This is a genomic window from Rhodococcus sp. NPDC049939, from assembly GCF_040656415.1.
Classification (GTDB): domain Bacteria; phylum Actinomycetota; class Actinomycetes; order Mycobacteriales; family Mycobacteriaceae; genus Rhodococcus_F.
The window spans coordinates 36,052-57,777 of sequence record NZ_JBFAMC010000006.1 but is presented as its reverse complement, the minus strand read 5'-3'; the positions used below and the strand labels follow the sequence as shown (position 1 = coordinate 57,777).

The following is a 21,726-nucleotide window of genomic DNA, read 5'->3' as shown; positions in this document are numbered from 1 at the left end:
GCGAAAAGTGTCCGGTTTCGATCGGATTAGGCACCGCTTGGACTCGGAGTGTTCGTCGGTGATTCGACGCCGCCTCTGGTTGACGAGTGCGGTATTGTTCGGCGCAAGGTAGCCCCGCGCCCGATGGCGTCGTTCATCGGGTCGTCGAGTGCGTGGGGTTCGACGATGGTCGCCGAAACGGCAAGTCGCACAATCCGAGTCCTGGTACCCGGCTGGGTTCTCGATGATCGCTCTCTCGCTCCGCCTTCTCTAGGTGATGTGGTCGAAGTGCTGGTGCAGTTCATCCCATCCGGTTCTCTCGCATCACCGATCGAACAGTCCGTGCAGGCGACTGCACGGCCCGTATTCGGGCGGATGCCCGGCGGTCACCCGGACGGTGGTCTACGATGGCTGCTCTCGTTGTTCGGGGACGGCTGGTCGGCCAATTGGTGGTCCGAACGCCCTGTCACTGGTGCCGTCGAAGTCACGGGAAGGTTCGTCGCGGACCTCGGATCGGGACGGTCGGAAGATGATCCCGTCCCTGTTCGCGGCAGGGTACGACGGGTGCGTGTGGTCGAGCAGCGAATCGAACGCACCGACAACGGTGCCCGAACCATCCCCGGGACCGAGCGATTCACCGATTTCGAGTCCACTCCACAACGATTCTGGTCGACCTTGGAACCCCTAGCTGAAGACGAAGGCTTCAGCCCAACCGGGGTCTTGGTCGACCTCGACCTCGATGACGTGCCAGCCTGCGATTCGAGATTCGTTCCCGGGGCGATGTCCATCGATGGCCCGGACGTGTGGGTTATGGATCGGTCGAACCCCATCCTCCTGCACCTAAATACCCGCTCGACGCCACCGCGTATCACCGAGTACCTGTTGCCTATGACGATCGAGTCGCCGGGGAGTACGCGGCGCAACGTCCACTCCGATCCGGATGGGTGTTGGATCACCTCCCACTACGACTTGTTCCGATGCGACCGCGCCTTCGACGGGACATTGACCGTAGAACGCGTGAGCTCCGAAGGCGGTGCAGCCGTCGTCGACGACGGACGGCTGTTCATCCTCGGCGTGACCAAGCCGGTGTTGCGGATCGATCGCAGGCATGGTCTTGTTCGTGTAGATCCAGATGCCCACCCGGTAAAGACGGTCGACCAGGATCGACGGCTCATTCCAGTCGACAACCCGGAAATCGCGGCTGCGCTACAGGCGAAACGCCTTCGAGTCGGCAAAGCTCGCGCCGCCGGCGACGTGGAGTGGCGATCTTCTGACGGACAAGTCATCGTGCGAACACCGGACGGCAAGCGCACGCTGGTAGACCTCGATGTCCGTACCCGTGGTGTGGTTTCCTGGGTTCAACCCGACCCGTTCACCGATCCGTCGTAGGTGGGCATCCCATGTCCGATCTTTGTGACACGATCCCGGACATGGATGAGCGCACGAAGCCGGTCAGCGAGACGCACGTGACCCTGGCAATGGACTACGGCCAGTTCTGCCTTGACGGCGGTCTCGGCGATCCTGAGGACGAGTTGGAGCTCCTCCACGGTGCCCAGTCAGCCCAGCCCAGCGCGGGAAACGGGGCCATGCTTCTAGTCCTGTGCCCACACCAGAACAACTTCCAGATGCCGGTGACCGTGCAAGTGTGGCAGTCACGGCCACCCGGTGACCGAGACCAGTGGCAACAGGTCAGCGAAGGGAACCTCGAGATCGACGGTCACGGGGTGCTGTTCTTCTCGTCACCTACGATGGAACCGGTGGAGGTCACTGTCCCCGCAGGACGGTACACCGTGGAAGTCTCCGGTCGAGGATTCGTCAACTACGGCTGGCCGGGATCGACGACACCCGGCGACGTATGGCGGATCCGGCTGTGGCCGTTTGACGGAGTCACCAAGCTCCCACCCCAGATGTGGGATATGCCCGGCTACGGCGTGCCGGAGAACATACCCGTTCCCGAATCCGCCCCCGCGTGTGAGCCGTCGGCCAGCAGCCCGGCGGCCGCTGCCACGACAGCCGTAACCGGTAATGCCAAGCCCACAGGGGTTGACTTCCAAGCGCACCCCGAACTGCAAGGAGTTCTCTGTCTGCGAGATTTCGACGGCTGTGCGCCCGACATCGCCGACGCAATTGCTGCGATGGACCCGCAATCACAGAGGCGGCTCGCTCGATGGGCTGCGATCCGTGCGTTCGAGTTTGCGGGACTCGCCGACTGTGACTGGGTTGCACCAGCGTTGGACGCTCTGCGTAACAGCGATCCGCTCCCTGTACCGTTCGACGATCGCACGTGTGCTTCCAGACGCCTTACAGAGGAAAATCTTTCGCCCGAGGGCCACGGAGGGCCCTACCGTTCGAGTGCCGCGCACGGAGGTGAGAAGTCGCCAGCAGCAAAGATTTTCGATCACGGTCCGATCCACCGACCCTATTTCGCGATGCCCGCTCTTTTCAGTGCGGTGGATCCACGACCTGTCGTTGCAGCATTTCAGGCGTTGTCACACGCCTGCGCCACGTACGCCGAGCACGTGGACTCACTTCTTGCCGCGGTTCGAACCGAGTTCGGCCTCTCCGGACAGACGCCCGAAAACTCGCCCGTCCCGACATTGCCGAGCCGATGAGCCGACGGAGCGCGGTCGATTCAGGCGCCGGCCGCCTCGGTCGGCTCGGCGGAGTCGTTTATCGACCGGATCACCTGGACGAGTCGCACCGCTTGATCGTCGCCGAACACCTGGGTGGGACCCTGTGGGGCGCTGTTGGTGAAAGGTGACTCGAACAGCAGCTTCGGGTCCATCTCCCCGTGGCGGGTCAGGTGCGAGATGATGAGGTTCACGAAGTCGATCTGGCTGGCGGTCGCGGTCTTTCCATGCAGGAATTCCGCGAAGGCATCGGTCGCCGCCTGCTTGTCCAGCCCCACGAGCGATCGAATGAACCGCCCCAATCCCTTCGCGTTCTCGACCGCACGCTTGAAGTCCTCGGGATCACCGGCACCGCTGCGCGCAAGAAGGTCTTGCAGGGAGACCAGATCCGCGGGCGTGAGCGCTTTTCCGTTTCGCAGTTTCTGTAGTGCGATGTTGTCAGGCTGACGCTGTAGATAGTCCCGCACCTTCGTGGTGAAGCGCTCGACATCCGCACTGGATGGCAGCTCCGGCATGTCGACCTCGGCGACATCGCCGAGTGTGTCGCGGAAGTCGGTGTAGAGGATCGTGCGCTTCTTCTTGTCCAGCAGGCTGACGATGGAGCGAAGTTCGCGGCGGGCATGCTCGAGCATCGGCAGTGTCACGTCCCGCCACCACTCGTCCCCCGCCACCTCGCGCAGCAATGCCTCCTTCTCTTTGACCTTCGCGATGTTCAGTCCGTCGTCGAGCAACCCGCCGGCGACTTGCTGGATCGACGTCCGATACTTCGGGAGTGTGTCCTCCGCATAGTGCACCGCAAACTGCCCGTCGAGGATTATCAGGTCGAAGCGCTTGGCCATCTCGTCGGTGTCGCGCACCATTGTCGGCAGTCCAGCCAGGTTCTCGATAATCTCGGCAAGCTTGCTTTCCGACAACGACTCCCACTCGGTCCGATCGGAGTACCTCTCGACGTACCGCCGCTTCGCGCGGACGATGACGTTGTCACGGCGCATCCCCTGAACCTGTTTGTGCAGCGTGTCCGCGGTGTCCGAGCACAGCTCGGCGTCGGTACCGTTCTTGGCCAGCGCCGCAACCAGTTCTGCGCGCTTGGTGAAGAGGCGCTGAGACAGCGACTGCGCCACCGACCCGTCCGTGGAATCCGGGTGATTGTTGAAGAACTCGAAGTTCCCGCAGACGTCGAAGACGAAGAAGTTGGTCTTGTCCTGGCCTGGGCCATACAGGTCAGGACAGAGTCGGGTGCCGCGACCGACCATCTGCCAGAATTTCGCCTTCGCACGCACCGGTTTGAAGAATACGAGGTTGACCACCTCTGGGAAGTCGATGCCGGTGTCGAGCATATCGACGGAGATCGCGACTTGCGGATCCCCTTCCGCATGCGAGAACTGATCTATCAGGTCCTGGCTCTGTTCGACGGAATGTGTGATCACCCGCGCGAACGCCCCCTCGAACTGCGGATAGTTGGCGTCGAAGCGTTCTGCGATGAAGTCGGCGTGCTGCTGGTTCTTCGCGAAGATGATCGTCTTGCCGAGACGGTCGCCGCCCTCGACCCGGTGCCCGCGGGTCATCAGTACCTCGAGGACCTTGTCGACGGTGTCGGTGTTGAACAGCCACTTGTTGATGACCTCGGATTCGACCACGTCGGCGATCGCATCGTCCGAGGTGTCGTCACTCCAGTCGGCACTCTCCCACCGCTGCTTTTCCTCGTCGCTGAGGTCGTCGTACTCGATCCCGCGTTGCGGAAAGGCCAGCGGGACCGTTACCGCCCGGGGCTGCACGAGGTACTTGTCCGCGATAGCCTGACCTAGACTGTAATCGTCTGTGGGAATGCCGGTTTCGATGTCGAACAGCGAGTACGTATTGTGGTCGATCTCGTCCTTGGGGGTCGCGGTGAGACCGAGGAGCAGCGAGTCGAAGTACGAGAATATGCGCCGATACTTCTGGTACACGGAAAGGTGCGCCTCGTCGATCACGACGAGATCGAAGTAGCCGGGACCGAACTTTCGCTCCCCACCGTCGATCTCGTTGATCAGCCCCATCATTGTCGGATAGGTGCTGACGTAGACACGGCCGTCGGTGTTCTTCTCGGTCAGCAGGTTCACCGGCGACGACCCGGGCAGATGCCGCTTGAAGGCGTTCACGGCCTGGTTGACGAGCGGCTCACGGTCGGCGAGGAATAGGACCCGCTTGACCCAGTCTGCTTGCATCAGCAGGTCGGCGAGGGCAATTGCGGTACGGGTCTTACCAGAACCGGCGGCCATCACGAGCAGCGCCGCCCGCTGGTTGTGCTTCTCGAAATGCTCAGTCACGCGACGGATCGCCCGCTTCTGGTAGGGACGGTTGACGATCCGCCTGGAAACCCTCTGTGCCGCCAACGGCTTGCGGGAGGTACGGCGCTGCACTGCGAGAGCCAGTTCGTCGCGGGTGTGGAATCCCTCGATCAGCCGCGGAGGGTAGTGGGTATCGTCCCAGATATAGTGCTCGAATCCGTTGGTGTAGTAGATGATCGGTCTCTGGCCGGTCGAACTCTCCAGACAGTCGGCATAATGCTTGGCCTGCTGCTGACCTACCAGGGGATCCTTCGCCGTGCTCTTGACCTCTACCACCGCGAGCGGCAGACCGTCGTCGCCCCACAGCACATAGTCGACGAACCCGTTCTTGCCGTCCGGCATGTCCTGCACGGGGTACTCGCGGTCACGTGGCTGGTCCAGCGGCCAATCGGATTCGTGCAGCAGCAGGTCGATGAGGTCGCGCCGGGTCTGCGCCTCGTCGTAGTCGTGGGTGTCGGGCGTTGCGGCACTAGCGGACTGCGCAGCGGCGACCTGAACCTGCAACTGCACGACAAGCTGTTCGAGAGACACCTTCTCCAGGTCGCTGGCCTGCTTCTCTGCGTCACGGGCCGCCAACTGTGCTGCCAGATCCCGTTTCTCGGCCTCGGACTGCTCCAACAAGGCGTCCTTAGCTGCCATCTCGCCTTCGAGCTTCTTCAGCTGCGCGACCGTCTTGGCGGCTGCGGCACTACCGCCGGGCTTGGGTAACAGGGACGGGTCGAACTGCTGCTGCGGCGACGGTCGGCTCGACGGCTGCGTTGCGTAGGCGCGGGCGAGCCAGGACAGGATGTGGAACAGCTCGGTCAAAGCCTTGCGACCGGTGTCGGGATGGACCGGACGTGACTCGTGGACGGCGGTATTGCCGAGCTTGCGGATGAGGTTCATCTTCACCTGCAACCCGTGTCCGATGATCGACACGAAGTCCGGATCGTGCAGACGGGCGGCGAGGTCGCTCGTATGCGACTCGGACAGCGACTCCACCCGATACAACCACTTGACCGTCAGTTCGACAGTGCGCCGCGTGTAGAAGCAGGTTGTGCGAGCGTCGAACAGTGCGCCCCGCTCGGCCTTACGTGCCACCACGTGCAGCGTCGGCCACTCTGCCTGCAGAAAGTCGAAGTTCCCCGCCATCGGTGCCCGCCCTCCCGTGCAATGGTCGTTCGGTGATCTTCCCACAGGGTTCCGGCTAAACCGGGTAATACTGATCGCTGCGATGGCCGAGTTACGAGCCACGTACTGCGATTCGACACCCGTACCTCCTCTCCGCGTCGTCCGGGTCGTGGCGCGAAGTGACGCCGCTTCGCCGGGAGCGTTCGGCAAATTCCGGTGGCATACTGCCGAGATGAGCGATTTCACCTTCTCGGAGTCGATTGTCGTCGACAGCTCGCCCGAGGTTCTCTACGACATGGTCTCGGACGTGACTCGGACGGGCGAGTGGAGTCCGATCTGCAAGGCGTGCTGGTGGGACGAGGGCGGCGGTCCCGTTGTGGGCGCCTGGTTCACCGGGCGGAACGAACTGCCGGAGAGGACCTGGGAGACTCGCTCGAAGGTTGTTGTCGCCGACCGCGGACGAGAGTTCACTTTCGTCGTCGGCGGTTCCTTCGTCCGGTGGGCTTACACCTTCACCCCTTGCGACGGTGGCACCGAACTCACCGAGTCCTGGGAGTTCCTGCCCGCCGGACTCGCCATGTTCCAGGAAAAGTTCGGAGCCGATGCTCAAAAACAGATCGATGATCGCACCGCTGCCGCACACAGCAGCATTCCGGCGACCCTCGCCGCGATCAAGAAGGCAGCCGAATCCAACTGACCCGACTGCGACAGGGCAAGATATCCGACAATCACCGTGAGCAGTTCCCGATCCGCACCACATTGGGGCTCGGCGTGCGCCTGGGACGACGACCCCGTGGTCGCGTTGTGGGAGGGTCTGCCGCGGCTGGAACAAACGGTCACCGCGGATGCGTGCGTCGTGGGGCTCGGCGGCTCGGGGCTGGCGGCCATTGACGAGCTGGTTGGCCTCGGACTCCGGGTTGTCGGGCTCGACGGCGGCAGGGTCGCGGCCGGTGCTGCGGGGCGCAACGGCGGGTTCTTGCTGGGTGGACCGTCAGCGTTCCTGCACTCGGCCGTCGAGACGTGGGGTGCGCCAGCAGTCGAGCTGTATCGGGCCACTCTCGCCGAACTCGACTATCTCGCCACGGTCTTGGGACCCGACGTGATCGCCCGGACCGGCTCGATCCGGCTCGCCGGACTTCCAGGTGCTCCCCGTGACGCCGCCGAAGCCCACGATAGGGCTGCGGAGGAGGCCGACTGCACGGCGCTCGCAGCGGCACTGCGGGACAACGGAATCCGTGTCGAGCACTATGACGGTGAGCTCGGTACTGGGCTGTTCCTGCCCGACGACGCAGCGATGAATCCATCTCGTCGCGCGCTGGAACTGGCGGCGCTGCTGAGACATTCAGCCGAGCTGTACGAGCACTCGAACGTCCGGCACATCGAAAGCGGAAGGGTTGTCACCGATCACGGCACGGTGCATGCACCCGCGATTATCGTGGCGGTGGACGGCCGGCTCGAGCAGGTGCTCCCCGAACTGCGAGGACGCGTCCGAACGGCACGGCTGCAGATGCTCGCTACCGCCGAAGGCCTGCCCCGTCGCCTGCCGTGCCCGGTGTACGGCCGGTGGGGCTACGACTACGCACAGCAGGCCGCCGATGGGCGCCTGTTCGTCGGCGGTGGGCGAGACCTGTTCGCCGACGCCGAGTGGACCACTGACACCTCGCCGACCGCTGCAGTGCAGCACTACATCGAGCACGTCGCCGAACGCATGGCCGGCCGTCCCGTCGACGTCTTCCGGCGGTGGGCGGCGTCGGTCGGCTACACAGACGACGGTCGTCCACTGTGCACGGAAACTCGCCCTGGAGTCATCGCCGTGGGCGGCTACAACGGCACAGGCAACCTGGTCGGCGCCGTCGCAGCCCGTGCGGCCGTGGCATTGGCCCTCGACCGCACGCCGCCGCCCGCGTACTTGGCAGGATGACGCCGGAGTAGAACCGTCACGACGCCTCGACATCGTAGAAAGAATGCCCACCGCAAGAGCGCCAGGACTTGCCATCGCAATGGTCGTGCGGTGATCTTCGCACGGTACCGACAGAACCGGACGATGCGTTGAGGAGAAACTCTGATCGACGACCCGTCCCATCAAGGTTTGGGCATCAAATCTGGATGGGACGGGTTCAGCCCCTCACAAGAAGCAACGTCATTCAGGGCGTGGTCAACGATTGAGCAGTTCGTCGAATTCGACCTGGTAGAACTGGTCGTCCTCGGTGATGACGTGGATGGTTCCGCCAACCCCGAGTAGGTCCGATGCCAGCGGTACCTCGGATCCGCCCGGCAACGCGATTCGACACGCGCCTTCCCGGACGAATCGGTCCGCTTCGAGGCGCCCGTATACCAGTCGATCGTGCTTTCCTGGGCCCCAGCCACCGATCAGACCTATCCGATCACCGGAAACCACCAGCCCGCGTGCCATCGCAGCATCGTTCTGCCAGGTAGCCGCAACTCCATCCTGGATTCGGACAAGTTGGAGAAGTCCGTAGTATGGACGGCTGCTGGCCCAGACTGCACTACCCGCCACAGTCATCGCTCGAACTTCCAGGATCGAATCGGTGCCGGGATTCGGCGGCTCGTACTCCTCCACGAGATCCAATCCGTGCCCGAATCGGACCAGTCCGCTATGGCCGAGAGCACCCGGTCCATTGCGGCCGCCCCACCCATTCGTCGCGTTCGTTCCTTGCGAGTGATAACCGACCCATGTGGTCCCCGGTTCGGTTGTACAAACGAACGAAATCCCGTCACCGAACGTCGTCGTGTGAATGACTCGTCCGTCCGGTGAATAGAGCACCGCGTTGTGCTCGGGACCGTCCTCGTGGTAGAGGCAGCGGGCGCCGACGACGAGAATGTTCCCGTTCGGCATCGGCTGCGGAAGACAGAAATCCAGGGTCAGTTCATCCAGTTCAACCACTCGCGACGATTCAGGCGTCTGGATGGAAATCCGCGCTGGAATGGCTTCGGGTAGCCGGGTTCTCGCAAAACGGGCGCGGCTACCACGTGTCTCCTTCACATTCATCTCGATATCCGGTGCAGTCCAGAGACTGATCCACTCACCGTTCGGGCCGAGGGTCACCCTTGCGCAGTTGTCACCCTTCTCGGGCGGGTCGAGGAAACCCCACGTCGGCTGAAGTTCGAGTGTTGGCAAGTCGAGTATGTCGGCGCGATCCAGCGCCTCCTCCCGCCGGAGAAGGTTCTTCATATCTTCGTGCAATAGATGTCACCTCATGGGACATTCTCCGCGCACAGACGAATAGGCGGAGAGTAGATGGTCGATTCGCTCGGCCGCACCACCGGCCGCGTGCTGGGCTTCACCATTGAGGGAGCCGCGATGTCATGGAATCCGTCGTCTTCGATCCGACGGCGGCAACGATACTGCCATACAATCCGACGACTCGCATCAGGAATCGAATCGATTCTCCGAATCAGGTGAATTCGTCAGTTGCATGCGAACCCGCATCAGTATGACTCCGAGTGCATTGTCTCCAGGGAAGTCTCGGTGTCGGTCGCAGCTACAACTTCCCCATGTCTGGTCATGCCAGATGTTGCCCTCGACAATCAACGATCCTCGCGTGGAGACAAGCTTCTCAGCAAGGATCGGGTTGTGACGGAACTTGGCCTCGACGATCGACTCCATCTCGACATACTTGCGCCGCTCCCAGTCATCGACGAGTGGTACGGTCCGGCCGATCCTCTTCGCCTCTGCGGGGTCGTCGGTCGCGAGAATCCTCGAGATCGCATCACAGTCATCGGTCTTCGCGGATGCGAAGGCGTGCTCGCTCGTGGGGAAAATGCGGTCGCGATAGGGGGTGGGAGCGGGCCAGAAATTCGACAGGTACCCGTGATCTCCGACGAACGCGTCAATCATCGGGATCCGCAGGTCACCGAGCGTCCACGGCCTGCTCGCCATACTCTTTCCCTCTCCCAAGCGTTGGTCAGTTGGACCTCGGTAGTCGAATCGTTATGTCAGGCTGCCTCTTTCATAGTGTCTAGAACGTGCTGTGCGAACCGCCGGTTGTGGTACTGCCCGTAGGGGCCGCGGCCCTTGCCTACCAGCCGATCGGCCAGCGGGCGGATCGACCCTTCGAGCGGCAGGTCGACGAACTGCTCCAATGACTCGCCATCCCACAAGCAATGAATCACCGCTCCGTCGCCGTCTGCCGAGGACAGCGATGTCCTCTGGAATTCGAGAGAGGGGTACCGTTCGGCAAGTTCCTCGAGCGAGCTCCCAGCCTCCTGCTCGAGCGCGCTTGCCGATACGTAGAGGGTGAACAGGACTTCACTCTCAGCGTTTTCGGTGAATCGCTCCATATACAGAACTTGCATGGGCCCGACATTTAGGGTGAAGAGCCGCTCTCGCCCGGACGTCTTGTTCGTGCTCGGTAGACAACTCAACGTCCACTCCTCCTTCTCACTCCTATCCGGGTCACTGAAGGCGCCGTCGAGATAGTCGGCTACAAGTGCAACAGCGACTTCGAAGTCCGGGTCCTGCTTCAATCTCTCGAAGTTCTCTTCGCTCGCAGCGGGGTTGATGTCAGGCATGGGTGTCCTCGGGTTCGTTGATGTTGTGCGGGTCGGTGACCGCGGCCAGCGCGGCCCTGATGCCAGCGGCGCTGCCTGCGAGGTCGACGGTGAGGAAGCGATAGCTGTGGCCCTGGATGGTGACCGATTCGTCGAGGTGTTCGCCGACCGTCGGGTACAGCAGCACCCCCTCAGCGGTAGCGGCGAGAGCGTCCTGCTCGTGCTGGGACTGGATATAGGCGTACAACTGGAAGATGTGCCCACGGGCGAGCTTCACGGCACCGTACTGGTTGGGTTTGAGCGCGTCGGTGAACTTGGTTTCGACCACAATCCGACGGTCGGGGGTCTCGAGGACGGTGTCGGCACGCATCACCGGCAGGATCTGCCGCATCCGCGCGGTCTCACCCTCGGTGGGCCAGCGGAGCTTCTTCTCCCCTTGATGTACCCGCCACGGCACGGTGAGGGTGGCAAGGTAGAAGCCCCGCACCGCCGCCTCGTAGAGCCGCCGCATCTCGGCTACATCCCGCGATACCGCCCAGCGGTGGCCCGATCCGTCGTCCTCACTCGGGATGTCCATCGCCAGCATCAGTTTCGCGGCATCGACGGCAGCGACGTCGGCCACCTCGTTGCGGCCGAGCACGACGCCTGACGCCTCGCCACGGCCGATGGGTCTGGCGGAAACCCCGGCCTGCACGAGGGTGTCAGCGAGCCTGCGACACCGGGCGGCGAGCGGCTCGCTACGCACCCGGCCAGCTGCGACGCCGAGCGCGGTGCGTATCAAACGGTTGCGCGGGTTGTCAACGGACAACTCGCTGAACCGGCAGGCGACCCGCCCACGTGAGAGAAGCTGGCGGGTAGTCGTTTCGAGTACGTCGATCTGCCCGCGGACCCGGGTGAGGTGGGCGCGGCATGGCTGATAGGCCTGGCCGAGGGTGCGCTGCAGTCGGGTCTCGACGGCGTCGGCGAGAATCTCGGCAACGATGTCGCACAGGTCTTCCGGATTGTCCTCGACACCGCTGCGGCGCAGCGACTCGTCGTCCCGGTACAGGCTCGACGCATACAGCATCAGCAGCCACAGGTTCCGGACAGGGATCCGAGTGCGGCCGCTGACGATCACCCCGGTCACAGCGGGTACCCGAGCAGTGCCTCCGCCTCCTTCTGGACACGTTCGGGGTCGTCGAACCAGTACTCGTCGAGCAGCGGGCGGATCTCGGAGTCCACCACCTGCCGCAGCCAGGCGTCCGGGTCGTCGATGCTGGTCCTGCCGTGCGGAGTGAAGAAGCTGTGCCCGATGCGGTACTGCTCGCCCAGGGAGCGGTCGCCGGCGATGGCATCGTTGAGGGTGTCGACGCGATGCGCAAGCGTAGCGAGGAAGGCGTCGGGGACTCCGTTGTGCTCGGACACCCAGCGCCGCCATGCCTCATTGAGGGTCGGTTCGAGGTTGCGGAAGGCGAACCGCCGGCGTAGCGCGAAGTCGACGATCGCAAGGGAGCGATCGGCGAGGTTCATGGTGCCGATGATGTAGAGGTTCTCGGGCAGGTAGACGGGCGGTTCCCCTGGGCGGCGGTATGACAATTGGAGAGCCTCATCAGGGGTGCGCTTGCTGTTCTCGAGGAGGGTGAGCAGTTCACCGAAAATCTGGGCGAGGTTTCCCCGGTTGATCTCCTCGACGACGACGACGTGGTTGTGACCGGGGTCGGCCTGAGCAGCGTTGACGATGTCGAGGAAGATACCGTCCTCGAGCCGCAGCTTGCCGTCACCGCTGGGCCGCCATCCGCGGACGAAGTCCTCGTAGGAGACACCGGGATGGAACTGGATGGCGCTGAGCAGGTTCCGGTCCTTGCCCCCGATTAGGGCGTATCCGAGCCGCTTGGCGAGCCAGGTCTTGCCAGTACCAGGAGGACCCTGCAGGATCAGGTTCTTCTTGGTCTTCAAAGCTTCGAGATAGTCACCGAGCACCTGTTGGGGCACGAAGCAGCCGTCGGCGACGATATCGGTGAGTCCGTAGCTCTGGTCGAACCCTTGAGGTTCCTCGTCGTCGCCGGACTCGTCGTCGAGGTCGCGCTCGTCGGCGAACCCGGCGCCGTCACCGAAGCGGTCGGCCCAGTACACGGAGTTGCGGAACCGGCTAAGGTCTTGTTCATCGCCTTCGAAGGTGAAGTCAATGAGCCCGTCGGAGCGCCAGTCGCCGCGGCATACGCGCCACACGGTGAGTCGGTTGGTGTAGAAGTACCACTCACGAACTGGCTCCCGCGCATCCCATTTCACGTCAAGGGTGCGGCCATCCCCGTGGTTGCGGGTGACGGTCCCTGTGGCCTTGATCGACATCACCGAGACCTTGTTTCCGTTGGTTTCGAACGGCAGGTCATGCAGCCGGGTGTAGGCGGCCTTGATGGCGATACGCTGACCGACCTCAATCGACCGGACTTCGTCGAGATACTTGTCCTCGTATCCGTTACGCCAGATACCTTGTTCCACAAAGGTGTCGGTCATGTCTTCGACTGTCTCGCCGTAGTAGTAGGCACCGACGAACCAGTGCGCCTCACCCTCGATATCGCCAGAGTTTCTCCTGCGCATACTCTCTCGAAACTCCGGAATGCGGTTAAGTCTGTCGAGCGTGATTGCTTCGGGATTCTCGGCGAGTAGTTCACGACCACGGTCGGCGATTACTGTTCGGCTTGGGGAGAGCTTGATGACTGCTCCGGCGGAAGCGAGGCGACGAACTGCTCGCCGCATAACCTCACCGGCCCGGGAGCCTGCGAGCATGTTTTGGCTATCGATTTCGTTTCCCATCAATGCCGCGACAGCCGGGCGCAGATCGGCTGTGTCCCATTCAGCGCCATCGCTGAGAACCTGTAGGACGGGTCGGGTGAACTCCTGCCAACTCGGCAGGGCGTTCAGGGTGTCATCGGACATCAAGCGATCCTTCTGAATGGTTGATCAGCACGGATTGGTGTGTGCTCTAAGGGTTGGCTATTCGAAGTAGTCTTCGGATGAAGAGCAGGTAAGTGATCTGCTCCATCACCTCGAGCGGATTGGAGATGCCGCCCGTCCAGAACGCATCCCACACCGCGTCGACTTTGCTCTTGATCTCACCGGTGATCATCTGACCGGGCTCCTATCCAGCACCAACTACGAACCGACGACAGTATTCGCCCGCACCGACACGCCAACGTTATTGACAGCGACAACGAGTGTTCACGCCTCCAGAGTTACCCCTATGATTTCGGCAGCATCATCGATGAGACTCTCGAGGGCGTTGAAGAAGTCCTCATTGCCGGGGGTGGGCACGGCAACGAAGGAGTCGAAAACGTCCTCCGCAATGTGCTCGGCGCGCATCCCGGTCGACCCTGGGCCCTGGAGCTCGAAGGCCCGCTGCCACTCCGGCTGCGCTGCTACCGACAAGCGATCCCGTATCGGCTTGTCGAGTCGCCGGGCGACGGCCTGCGAGAACTCGTCGACAATTGCGGTGAATGTGTCGTCATCTTCCGGCCGCTGCCCCCGCCATCGACGCGGCAACTCGAACCGCTTGTACAGCTCCTCCTTAATGAACTCCCTCAGCTCCGCCGACGGCCGTAGGGTGTCGTACTCTTCTGCGCTGCCCTCAGCGAACCGCTTGTTCAGCGCCTTGATCCGGGTCCAGTGCTCCTTCGCGACGGAGCGCGAGACTTTCAGTCCCAGTATTGCGTCCCATCGCGTGTGAAAGTCGCCGATTGCATCGACCAGTGCTCGATGCATATCCGTCCTGGCGTAAACCGGCCTGGCGGGCCCCAGCTCACGACGCTCGCCCGCGTCCTCGACTAGTTTGTAGAGCTTTCGGAACGACTGAGTGGAGAACCGGCCGTCGGAATTCTTTACACTGAGCGGCTTGTCGATTCTGGACAGGAATACCGTCGCTCCGTCCAGCCGCCGACGGAGAGATCGTTCGGCGAGCGATTTGTCTTTACAAAGCGTCGTAGCCAGATTGTGCGCGCTGGCCAACACATGGTCCGCGCGGTCGCGGGCCGTGGCCAAGTTGTCGCCGGTGACCTCGTCGAAGTGTGTGAAACAGAACACGAGCTTCTCCGTGTTGCCTGAGTTGAGGATCGAGCGGATCGCGATCGCCGGCCCGGCCTGCATTGGTTGGGCGGCATTGTCGACCAGCAACACCACGTCAACACGGTTGATCCACTCCGTCACCGGGGTCGACAATTCCGCAGCTGACGCCGGATTGTGCCCGAGACCCTGACCGTCGACCAGTACGAGTCGCGGCACCTTTCCTTCATTCCAGGTGGGGACAAAGGGTCCCGACACACGAATGCCGTCGACCAGGGGCGACAGCAAATGCCCGAAGAGCGGCGCATAGTTTGAGGAGAACCTGTTCACCGCCTGCAGGAACGTCTTGCGATCGGTACTGTCCCAGACCCAACTACGCGGCCATCCGTCGTCACCACGATCAATCTCTCCCACCGATACCGCCAAGAACCTCTTGTCGATCTCGACGAGCAGCGAATCAATGATCCGTGCAAACTCCGCATCCCCTCGAATTCGTCGCTCGAGATCCTCTGCCAAGAGGTCCTTCACGTCCCGGTCGCTCTCGGCATCGGTCGAATCGAGGCCGCGGCGGATTTCGGCCTCGTTGGACGTGACGAGCATTCGCAACGTATCGAGGGCCCTGCTTATGACAGCCTCGGTCTCGCTGAGGTCGATCGACGGCAACTCCCGGGGATCGGCTTCGAATCCGGTTGAGGCATCTTCGGCGTCGTCGAACTCGGAGTTGTCGAACACGTCGAACGGATCGGCTGCGGCTGAAAGCGATTCCTTCTCTTCAGTGCGACGTCCGAGCACGTAACTGAAGCGGAATCGCTGTTGCTCATGGTCCAAGAGATGTTCTCGCACAGACTTCGGTTCGGCCCCGTTGAGAATCGATATCGACGCGCGAACAGCGCATTCCTCGAGGTGGCGGACGATCTCCGCACGCGGGAAGAACGTGACGACTGCACGAAATTCACCCGGCGCAAGAACTATCTCGGTATCGGAGACCGTGGTCTTGGCAGTCGAGGTCGAGGGAAAGCGATCCCGATCTGGGTCCGTTCCCAACAATTGACGCACAACGGTCGTCTTGCCCGCACCGGTCGTTCCGAGCAACAGTATCTGCCGATAGGCATCCTCACGGGTCGGGAGCGGAATATGCTTGTCGCGCAACGCTATAGTGTTTCCAATAGTGTCCATCGAATAGTCTCCTGACCAAGCACCTAGATCATTCTGGTTGTGGCAGGCGTCGACAATCCCCCCCACACATGAACAATAGAAGATGCCACGAACTGGTCCCTTTGTCACCCTTTGGCAGCAGCATCATTGATAGTTGACAGCGGGTACCATTCATCGATTGCTGGTCTTGCCGAATACCAAGCAGCATCGTATTCGTCTCACATCCCAATTCGCCCCTTAGCCTGGGAGCCAGCCACTACACCGTCGAGATGCAGCGAGGATTAGCGAGACACGCCTCTCCACTCTGACGGATCTCGCGTAAGTTACCGACACCCGTCAAAATAGGCGCGCGGTCTGGGGTTGGAGTTGGGGTTCCTGTGGGACGGTCTCAGGCGTATCGCTCGACGAGCGCGTTGCCGATCGAGGCGAGGTGGTCTCGCACACCCGAAGGGCCAGTCACCTCGAGCCATTCGACCATCCATGCAAGCTCGCCGGCGAGTGCGTACTCATCGCGGCCGCGGATCACGACCTCGATGCGGCCGTCGGTCGTGGAACCTCCAACCTCGAGCCGACCGCCGAGCGCCATCCGGAGCAGACCTATCCGGTGGGGCTCGCATACCGCCTGGATCTCGAGGGGCGTTCGCTTGCGGTCGACCTCGTCGGCGATCTCTCGCCAGCTCTCCGCAAGGTCGAAGTCCTCAGGTCGGTGGACGGGATCGTCGGTCGGGTCGACGTACGACACGCGGTCGATCCGGAAGGTCCGCTGGCCGGCCTCGGTGGTGGATACGAGGTACCAAGACGGACCTTTGGCGACGATGCCTAGCGGGTGGACGGTTCTCTCGGTTTCGACGCCTTTGCTGTCGACGTAGCCGAGCCGCACCTGGACACCACGGATCACCGCGTCTTGGAGTTCGTCGAGGAAGCGGGGCTGTTGTCGTGGCTCGATCGGACTCGCTCCCCATCGCTCCGGGTCCGTGACCAACGACGACGCCGCTGCCTCCGCCTGCACCCGGAAGGGCTCCGGCAGGGCATGGACGAGCTTGCGCAGAGCTGCTTTCACGGCCGGCGTCGCAGCCGAGGCCGGGCCTGCAACCAGGAACAGGGCGCGGGCCTCGCTCGCGGTCAACCCGGACAGGTCGGTGCGGGCGCCCCCCACGAGGCGCCAGCCGCCGCCTCGGCCTTGCATCGAGTACAGGGGCACCCCGGCCCTGGCCAGGGCGTCGAGGTCGCGGCGGGCGGTGCGTTCGGAGACCTCCAGCTCTCGGGCGACCTCTGGCGCTGTCACCTGCCCGCGTCGTTGCAGCAAGAGGAGGACGGCCACTAGTCGGTCTGTGCTCACCCTCACAACTTTTCACAAAAACCGGTCAGGAGGTGACCGGTTTAGGTCAGCAAGATGTCCACATGACCTCACAGACGAGTCCATCTGGCCAAGAAAAGACAGAGAGGAACGCCATGTTTGATCCGACCGATTTTCCCGAGCCCACCCTGATCTCGGTCAACGGTGTGGAACTCGAAGTCTTCGAAGCGGGACGGCAAAATGCAGGAAACCCGATTGTGCTCTGTCATGGCTTTCCAGAACATGCCTTTTCGTGGCGCCATCAGGTGCCTGCTCTTGCCGAAGCGGGCTACCACGTCATCGTCCCGAACCAGCGAGGTTACGGGAACTCATCCCGTCCGACCGAAGTAGCGGACTACGACATCGAACACTTGTCGGGTGATCTCGTCGCACTTCTCGATCACTTCGGATACGACGATGCCACCTTCGTCGGCCACGATTGGGGTGCATTCGTCGTGTGGGGACTGACCCTGTTGCATCCGAACCGGGTCAACAAAGTGATAAACCTGAGCCTGCCTTACCAGAATCGCGGAGAAAGGCCCTGGATCGAGGTCATGGAGGACATGCTGGGCGGCGACTTCTATTTCGTCCACTTCAATCGACAGCCAGGTGTGGCGGACGCTGCATTCGAAGAAAATACACTCCGGTTCCTTCGCAACCTGTACCGGAAGAACGAGCCGCCCAGCGAGCCTCAGCCGGGTATGGCGTTGATCAATCTCGCCAAAGCAGAAACACCACTTGGTGAGCCTTTGATGAGCGACAGCGAACTGGCCGTCTTTGTCTCCGCCTTCGAAGCGTCAGGGTTCACAGGCAGTATCAATTGGTATAGAAACCTCGACCGCAACTGGCACTTGCTGGCGGACGTGAACCCGATCATCGGGCAGCCCGCACTCATGATCTACGGCGATCGGGATCCGATCGCGAAGTCTGAAAACCTAGCGGAGTTCGTGCCCAATGTGGAAGTAGTCAATCTGGATTGCGGTCATTGGATCCAGCAAGAACGGCCGGAAGAAACAAACCAAGCGATTCTGAAATGGCTGGAACAGCAGGATGTTATCTAGCCCCAAGGGCATTTCACGGTTGAGCATGCCCTCCGGCTCGGACGGAACGAATCGGCCGTAGTGCACACGAGTCCAGGTGGCGTGCACGGGAAAGTTCACCATCCCGTGCACGCCGCTTGGTCACGACCATCAGCCCCCTTCAGCGGGCTTGGATCTCGGTGAGCTCCGTCCCGGCAGGGAATGGAAGCGTGAACTCTTCGCCGACATCACCGACAGCGTCGGAGACGGCGGTAGTGACGATGACACGGTCCTCATAGAGCTGCCTGATCCTCACGGCGTGTCCGCGGTATTGGAACCGATTCAGCAGAAAACCCAAGCCGCGCTTCTCAAGTGCTTCCTCCGCTGCGGGCCAGTCGGAAACCGGCTCGAGGGGCCAACCCAGACGATCGACGGGGATCAGGTCAGGCGCCTGAGAGTCCAGGTCGATCCAACCGACAACTTCACCGTCCTGACGGCGGTGTGGAATCCAGTGACTCGGAATGGCGCTCATGGTCCCTCACACTATCCAGACCTCGGGAGGAAACCGGCGTCGACCGGCGGTGCGTCATCCCAGTTGATTCGCTCACCAGCCACCACGAGCTGGATTGACTCGGCCGGACGCGCATTTCGCCTAATCTTCGCTGCATATCGACAAAGGGTTTCGACGACGTGGGCGGAACGGTGTGGAGCTGTCCTGTAAGACGATGGGTAAACAGGACATCCGGAGCCGGTGATCGCACAATGCCCGATCGAGTCCGATCCATCCCGAGGCTGTCCTGTTGAGGGTTCGCCGACGTATCGACTGCACGCGTACCAGCTCGCAGCACTGCCCAGGGCCGGTCCCGTCCGGATCGGTCGTCGAAATATTCCCCACCGATCTGGACGCAGCGCATAGCGAGTACGGCAAATAGGACTCAATCTTTGTGGCACAAAACGGCGTACAGCCATGATTCGCAGTTCTTTCGACCCATCGCTGTTGTGGAACGCCCACAGACGCACCTCAATTGGCCGCCTGGAGAGGACAACGAACGCATGCCAGTTCAAGGATTTACACCCGCTGCCGTCGTGTTCGATTGTGACGGTCTGCTGATGGATACCGAGCCATGCTGGACGATCGCCGAAACTGAATTGTTTGCGCGCCGAGGCCTACCCTTCGGAGCGGAGCAAAAGGCGCTGTTGATCGGCCGATCATTGGGTGATGCGTGCACCGCGCTTGCCGAGCTATTCGATGACGGCGTATCACCGACTGCTCTCGAAGCGGAACTCATGGAGCTGGTCTCGGACGCAGTCAACCGCGGGGCGGAGGCCATGGACGGTGCGCACGAACTCGTGGCCTTGATAGCCGAGAAGGTTCCCGTAGCAGTGGCAAGCAACTCACCACGCGATTTGCTCGATTGCGCGCTGAAACGCGGGGGGTTCGGCGGCATGTTTCAGGTGAGCATCGCTGCCGACGAGGTGATCTCCCCGAAACCATCCCCCGAAATGTATCTCACTGCCTGCCGATTGCTCGGGCATACGCCACAGCAGAGTGCTTTTTTCGAAGACTCGGGCACGGGTGTGCGATCAGCAAGAGCGGCGGGAGTCTATTGCGCGGGTGTGCCAAGCCTGCCCGACACCAAGCTGGACGCAGATGTGGTCTTCAGTACGCTGCGGGACCCCGCGATCGTGAAGTGGATCGCCAGCTGGTGAGCTTCTCTCGGACGGGCATGGCATGGCATGGGAGATCCGGCACCGAATCCTGTTCCTGCAAAGCGGGATCCACTGCCGGTCCGGCCACCCCTGCCGGGTCACTCATGGTTGGTGTGCGCTGGGTAGCGAGAAATTCCGTTTACGGAACAGCCTCTCCGCAGCCCGCTGATCTCGCAGAGCCTGCGGAGAAGTCACCGGAGGCGTATACATCCCGGATGGAGTACCAGCTCGAGTTCCGCACCGACGGCGGAAAGGGGCGGTTCGTTTACACACATGTGTCCGGTGACGATCGTGGCCCGTTCGGCAGTTCCTCGCTGACAAGTTTGGAGGACGCGAAGCGTGTGTTCGCCGAGCGTGTTCCCAACAAGTTCTGTTGTCAGATTCGACGTGGGTCTAGCCTCCGGCTAGAAACGAAAGAGAGAGCCAGCCCAAAGGGGTTGGCCCTCTTTTCTTGTGCCGAACTCATCCGCCGCACCTTCTCTCCCAGTACCAGCGAACACCGATGACACAAGTCCGAACGGAGTGACCGTCGCGAACCCGACGGTCACCCCACGCCGTCTAGCGAACGAATGCGATGCCTACGCCGGGACCACCCTCTTGGAGCTGGATCGGCGGACTGTTCAGCCACGTTTGTGGCGTCATGTCGTACGTCAACCGCGAAAAAATCTGTGGGGGCTCGATCGGGCGCATGTTGACCACGACCTCGCCTCCATCGGTGACGTGGAAGTGGTCCGGTGCACTAGCACCAAACGTGATGAACTTCGCTGCCGGTGAGTTCAGGGCGTCGACGTCGTATACGCGCCGGTATTCGGTGGCGTAGTACGCGCCCATCTTCGATGCATAGGTGACCACCACTTCACCGGCCTCGTAAATGGGTAACCCCGCGGCGCGGGCCGCGACGAGAGTGTCGACGGGCAGCGTCGCCGATGCGGCGCTCCCGCTGCCTGAGGCACTGGACACGGCCGTGGTGATCGGCGCCAACGGATTCGCGCTCGGTACGGCGGAGGCGGGTACCGCCGCGCCTGCGGTCACCGCTACGGACAGGGCCGCCGCCGAGAGCAGTCGCTTCAACATACGTGTCTTCATATCCCTACTTGATTTCCTTGTTTTCCGTCAGGTCGTTCATTTGCGCCAGAACCGGCTGGACGATTACGCCCATACAGGACGTATCGGTCGAAGCCGGTGATCCATTACAGCTAGGAACGCGAAGCGGCCGCTGGCAACCCGGCATGCTCACTCGCAGGCGACGCCGTTCCCGTCGCTGTCGAGCTTGCTGCTGCAGTCCGGCACCCCCGCGTACAGCGGTCACTAAGGGTAAGACATCACGCGAAACGATGCGCTGCCTCAAAAGGCAAGTTGCGAAAAGACTCTGGCGCACATGTGCGCCGACGCCGAATGCCGACCGAAACCGCCTTTGACCACTTGAAGTCGGTGCATCAAGTCACGGCAAGTCGTCTTATGTCGTGTTACCGACGCCACAACCGCAGACGCCGGTCTTCCACATTGGCTCCGGTTCGTCTAGTCAAAGAGGCCTCCCCGCATAATGCTGGTGCTCCACCGATGGAGCACAACAGGGGTCAGCTATCGGACAGGCTCCCCAGCGACCCGGTTCCGGCACACCCGGTTCCGGTCCCGGGAGATCCGGTTCCGGGGTCCGTATCGGATTCGAGGTCGAACGCGATCACCGACACTCGGTTGCCGCCGCCGGTGACATGGGCACGGGTGCCGTCCGGGGTGATCGCCAACGGTGTTGGGGGAATGGGAGTTCGTGGTCTTCAGCAGCAGTGTTCCTAACGGCCCGGCCTAAACTTCAACCGCAGCGCCGGTGTCGGTTGACTCATTTGGATGCGCAGGCATAGAAAATCCCCATCTCGGCTGCAACGTGCGTGCGCGATCGGCCTGGCCTGCAACGC

The 21,726-nt window shown here is 62.1% G+C and carries 18 protein-coding genes and 1 pseudogene; 6 read left to right on the top strand and 13 right to left on the bottom strand.

The window, feature by feature from the left end:
* Positions 1 to 123: 123 nt before the first annotated feature.
* Both AB0I57_RS18540 and AB0I57_RS18535 read left to right on the top strand, forming a co-directional pair.
* Positions 124 to 1,368 carry a hypothetical protein gene (locus AB0I57_RS18540; RefSeq protein WP_358338468.1) on the top strand — a complete coding sequence of 415 codons (1,245 nt, stop codon included), beginning with the start codon at positions 124 to 126 and terminating at the stop codon, positions 1,366 to 1,368.
* A gap of 41 nt (positions 1,369 to 1,409) precedes the next feature.
* On the top strand, positions 1,410 to 2,591 hold the full coding sequence (locus AB0I57_RS18535) for a hypothetical protein (RefSeq protein WP_358338465.1): 1,182 nt from the start codon (positions 1,410 to 1,412) through the stop codon (positions 2,589 to 2,591).
* A gap of 20 nt (positions 2,592 to 2,611) precedes the next feature.
* On the opposite strand, the gene AB0I57_RS18530 is transcribed toward AB0I57_RS18535, so the two are convergent.
* Positions 2,612 to 6,067: a DEAD/DEAH box helicase family protein gene (locus tag AB0I57_RS18530; RefSeq protein WP_358338463.1), complete on the bottom strand. Its 3,456-nt coding sequence runs from the start codon at positions 6,065 to 6,067 to the stop codon at positions 2,612 to 2,614.
* Between the two features lie 211 nt (positions 6,068 to 6,278).
* Here AB0I57_RS18530 and AB0I57_RS18525 point away from each other — a divergent pair, with 211 nt between their 5' ends.
* Complete coding sequence (locus AB0I57_RS18525; RefSeq protein ID WP_358338460.1) at positions 6,279 to 6,743, top strand: SRPBCC family protein; 465 nt, start codon at positions 6,279 to 6,281, stop codon at positions 6,741 to 6,743.
* Between the two features lie 36 nt (positions 6,744 to 6,779).
* On the top strand, positions 6,780 to 7,967 hold the full coding sequence (locus AB0I57_RS18520; protein ID WP_358338457.1) for an FAD-dependent oxidoreductase: 1,188 nt from the start codon (positions 6,780 to 6,782) through the stop codon (positions 7,965 to 7,967).
* A 234-nt stretch (positions 7,968 to 8,201) separates the two neighbouring features.
* Here AB0I57_RS18520 and AB0I57_RS18515 read toward each other — a convergent pair whose 3' ends face one another.
* From AB0I57_RS18515 to AB0I57_RS18480, 8 genes and pseudogenes are all read right to left on the bottom strand, one after another.
* A complete protein-coding gene (locus tag AB0I57_RS18515) occupies positions 8,202 to 9,239 on the bottom strand; it encodes a hypothetical protein (RefSeq protein WP_358338454.1) in 1,038 nt (345 codons plus the stop codon).
* Between the two features lie 198 nt (positions 9,240 to 9,437).
* The gene (locus AB0I57_RS18510) at positions 9,438 to 9,947 is read right to left on the bottom strand and encodes an NADAR family protein (RefSeq protein WP_358338451.1); all 510 of its coding nucleotides are present in this window, start codon (positions 9,945 to 9,947) and stop codon (positions 9,438 to 9,440) included.
* Positions 9,948 to 10,003: 56 nt separating this feature from the next.
* Positions 10,004 to 10,579, bottom strand: a complete 576-nt coding sequence (locus AB0I57_RS18505; protein WP_358338449.1) for a hypothetical protein — start codon at positions 10,577 to 10,579, stop codon at positions 10,004 to 10,006.
* A complete protein-coding gene (mcrC, locus tag AB0I57_RS18500; protein WP_358338446.1) occupies positions 10,572 to 11,684 on the bottom strand; it encodes a 5-methylcytosine-specific restriction endonuclease system specificity protein McrC in 1,113 nt (370 codons plus the stop codon). The genes AB0I57_RS18505 and mcrC overlap by 8 nt, the downstream gene beginning before the upstream one ends.
* Positions 11,681 to 13,474 carry an AAA family ATPase gene (locus tag AB0I57_RS18495; protein ID WP_358338443.1) on the bottom strand — a complete coding sequence of 598 codons (1,794 nt, stop codon included), beginning with the start codon at positions 13,472 to 13,474 and terminating at the stop codon, positions 11,681 to 11,683. The genes mcrC and AB0I57_RS18495 overlap by 4 nt, the downstream gene beginning before the upstream one ends.
* 67 nt (positions 13,475 to 13,541) lie before the next feature.
* A pseudogene (locus AB0I57_RS18490) lies at positions 13,542 to 13,664 on the bottom strand (type I restriction-modification system subunit M N-terminal domain-containing protein); the annotation flags it as partial.
* Positions 13,665 to 13,756: 92 nt separating this feature from the next.
* Entirely contained in the window at positions 13,757 to 15,769 is a 2,013-nt protein-coding gene (locus tag AB0I57_RS18485) for a hypothetical protein (RefSeq protein ID WP_358338440.1), read from the bottom strand.
* 367 nt (positions 15,770 to 16,136) lie between these two features.
* Positions 16,137 to 17,087 carry a WYL domain-containing protein gene (locus AB0I57_RS18480; RefSeq protein ID WP_358338437.1) on the bottom strand — a complete coding sequence of 317 codons (951 nt, stop codon included), beginning with the start codon at positions 17,085 to 17,087 and terminating at the stop codon, positions 16,137 to 16,139.
* A 113-nt stretch (positions 17,088 to 17,200) separates the two neighbouring features.
* Between AB0I57_RS18480 and AB0I57_RS18475 the strand changes: the two genes are divergently transcribed.
* Positions 17,201 to 18,145: an alpha/beta hydrolase gene (locus AB0I57_RS18475; RefSeq protein ID WP_358338434.1), complete on the top strand. Its 945-nt coding sequence runs from the start codon at positions 17,201 to 17,203 to the stop codon at positions 18,143 to 18,145.
* Between the two features lie 139 nt (positions 18,146 to 18,284).
* Here AB0I57_RS18475 and AB0I57_RS18470 read toward each other — a convergent pair whose 3' ends face one another.
* Positions 18,285 to 18,635, bottom strand: a complete 351-nt coding sequence (locus AB0I57_RS18470) for a hypothetical protein (RefSeq protein WP_358338432.1) — start codon at positions 18,633 to 18,635, stop codon at positions 18,285 to 18,287.
* Between the two features lie 521 nt (positions 18,636 to 19,156).
* Here AB0I57_RS18470 and AB0I57_RS18465 point away from each other — a divergent pair.
* Entirely contained in the window at positions 19,157 to 19,813 is a 657-nt protein-coding gene (locus AB0I57_RS18465; RefSeq protein ID WP_358338429.1) for an HAD family phosphatase, read from the top strand.
* A gap of 558 nt (positions 19,814 to 20,371) precedes the next feature.
* On the opposite strand, the gene AB0I57_RS18460 is transcribed toward AB0I57_RS18465, so the two are convergent.
* From AB0I57_RS18460 to AB0I57_RS18450, 3 genes are all read right to left on the bottom strand, one after another.
* Positions 20,372 to 20,899, bottom strand: a complete 528-nt coding sequence (locus tag AB0I57_RS18460; protein WP_358338426.1) for a hypothetical protein — start codon at positions 20,897 to 20,899, stop codon at positions 20,372 to 20,374.
* Between the two features lie 147 nt (positions 20,900 to 21,046).
* Positions 21,047 to 21,103, bottom strand: a complete 57-nt coding sequence (locus AB0I57_RS18455; protein ID WP_358338763.1) for an excalibur calcium-binding domain-containing protein — start codon at positions 21,101 to 21,103, stop codon at positions 21,047 to 21,049.
* Positions 21,104 to 21,390: 287 nt separating this feature from the next.
* Entirely contained in the window at positions 21,391 to 21,558 is a 168-nt protein-coding gene (locus tag AB0I57_RS18450; protein ID WP_358338424.1) for a hypothetical protein, read from the bottom strand.
* Between the last annotated feature and the right edge of the window lie 168 nt (positions 21,559 to 21,726).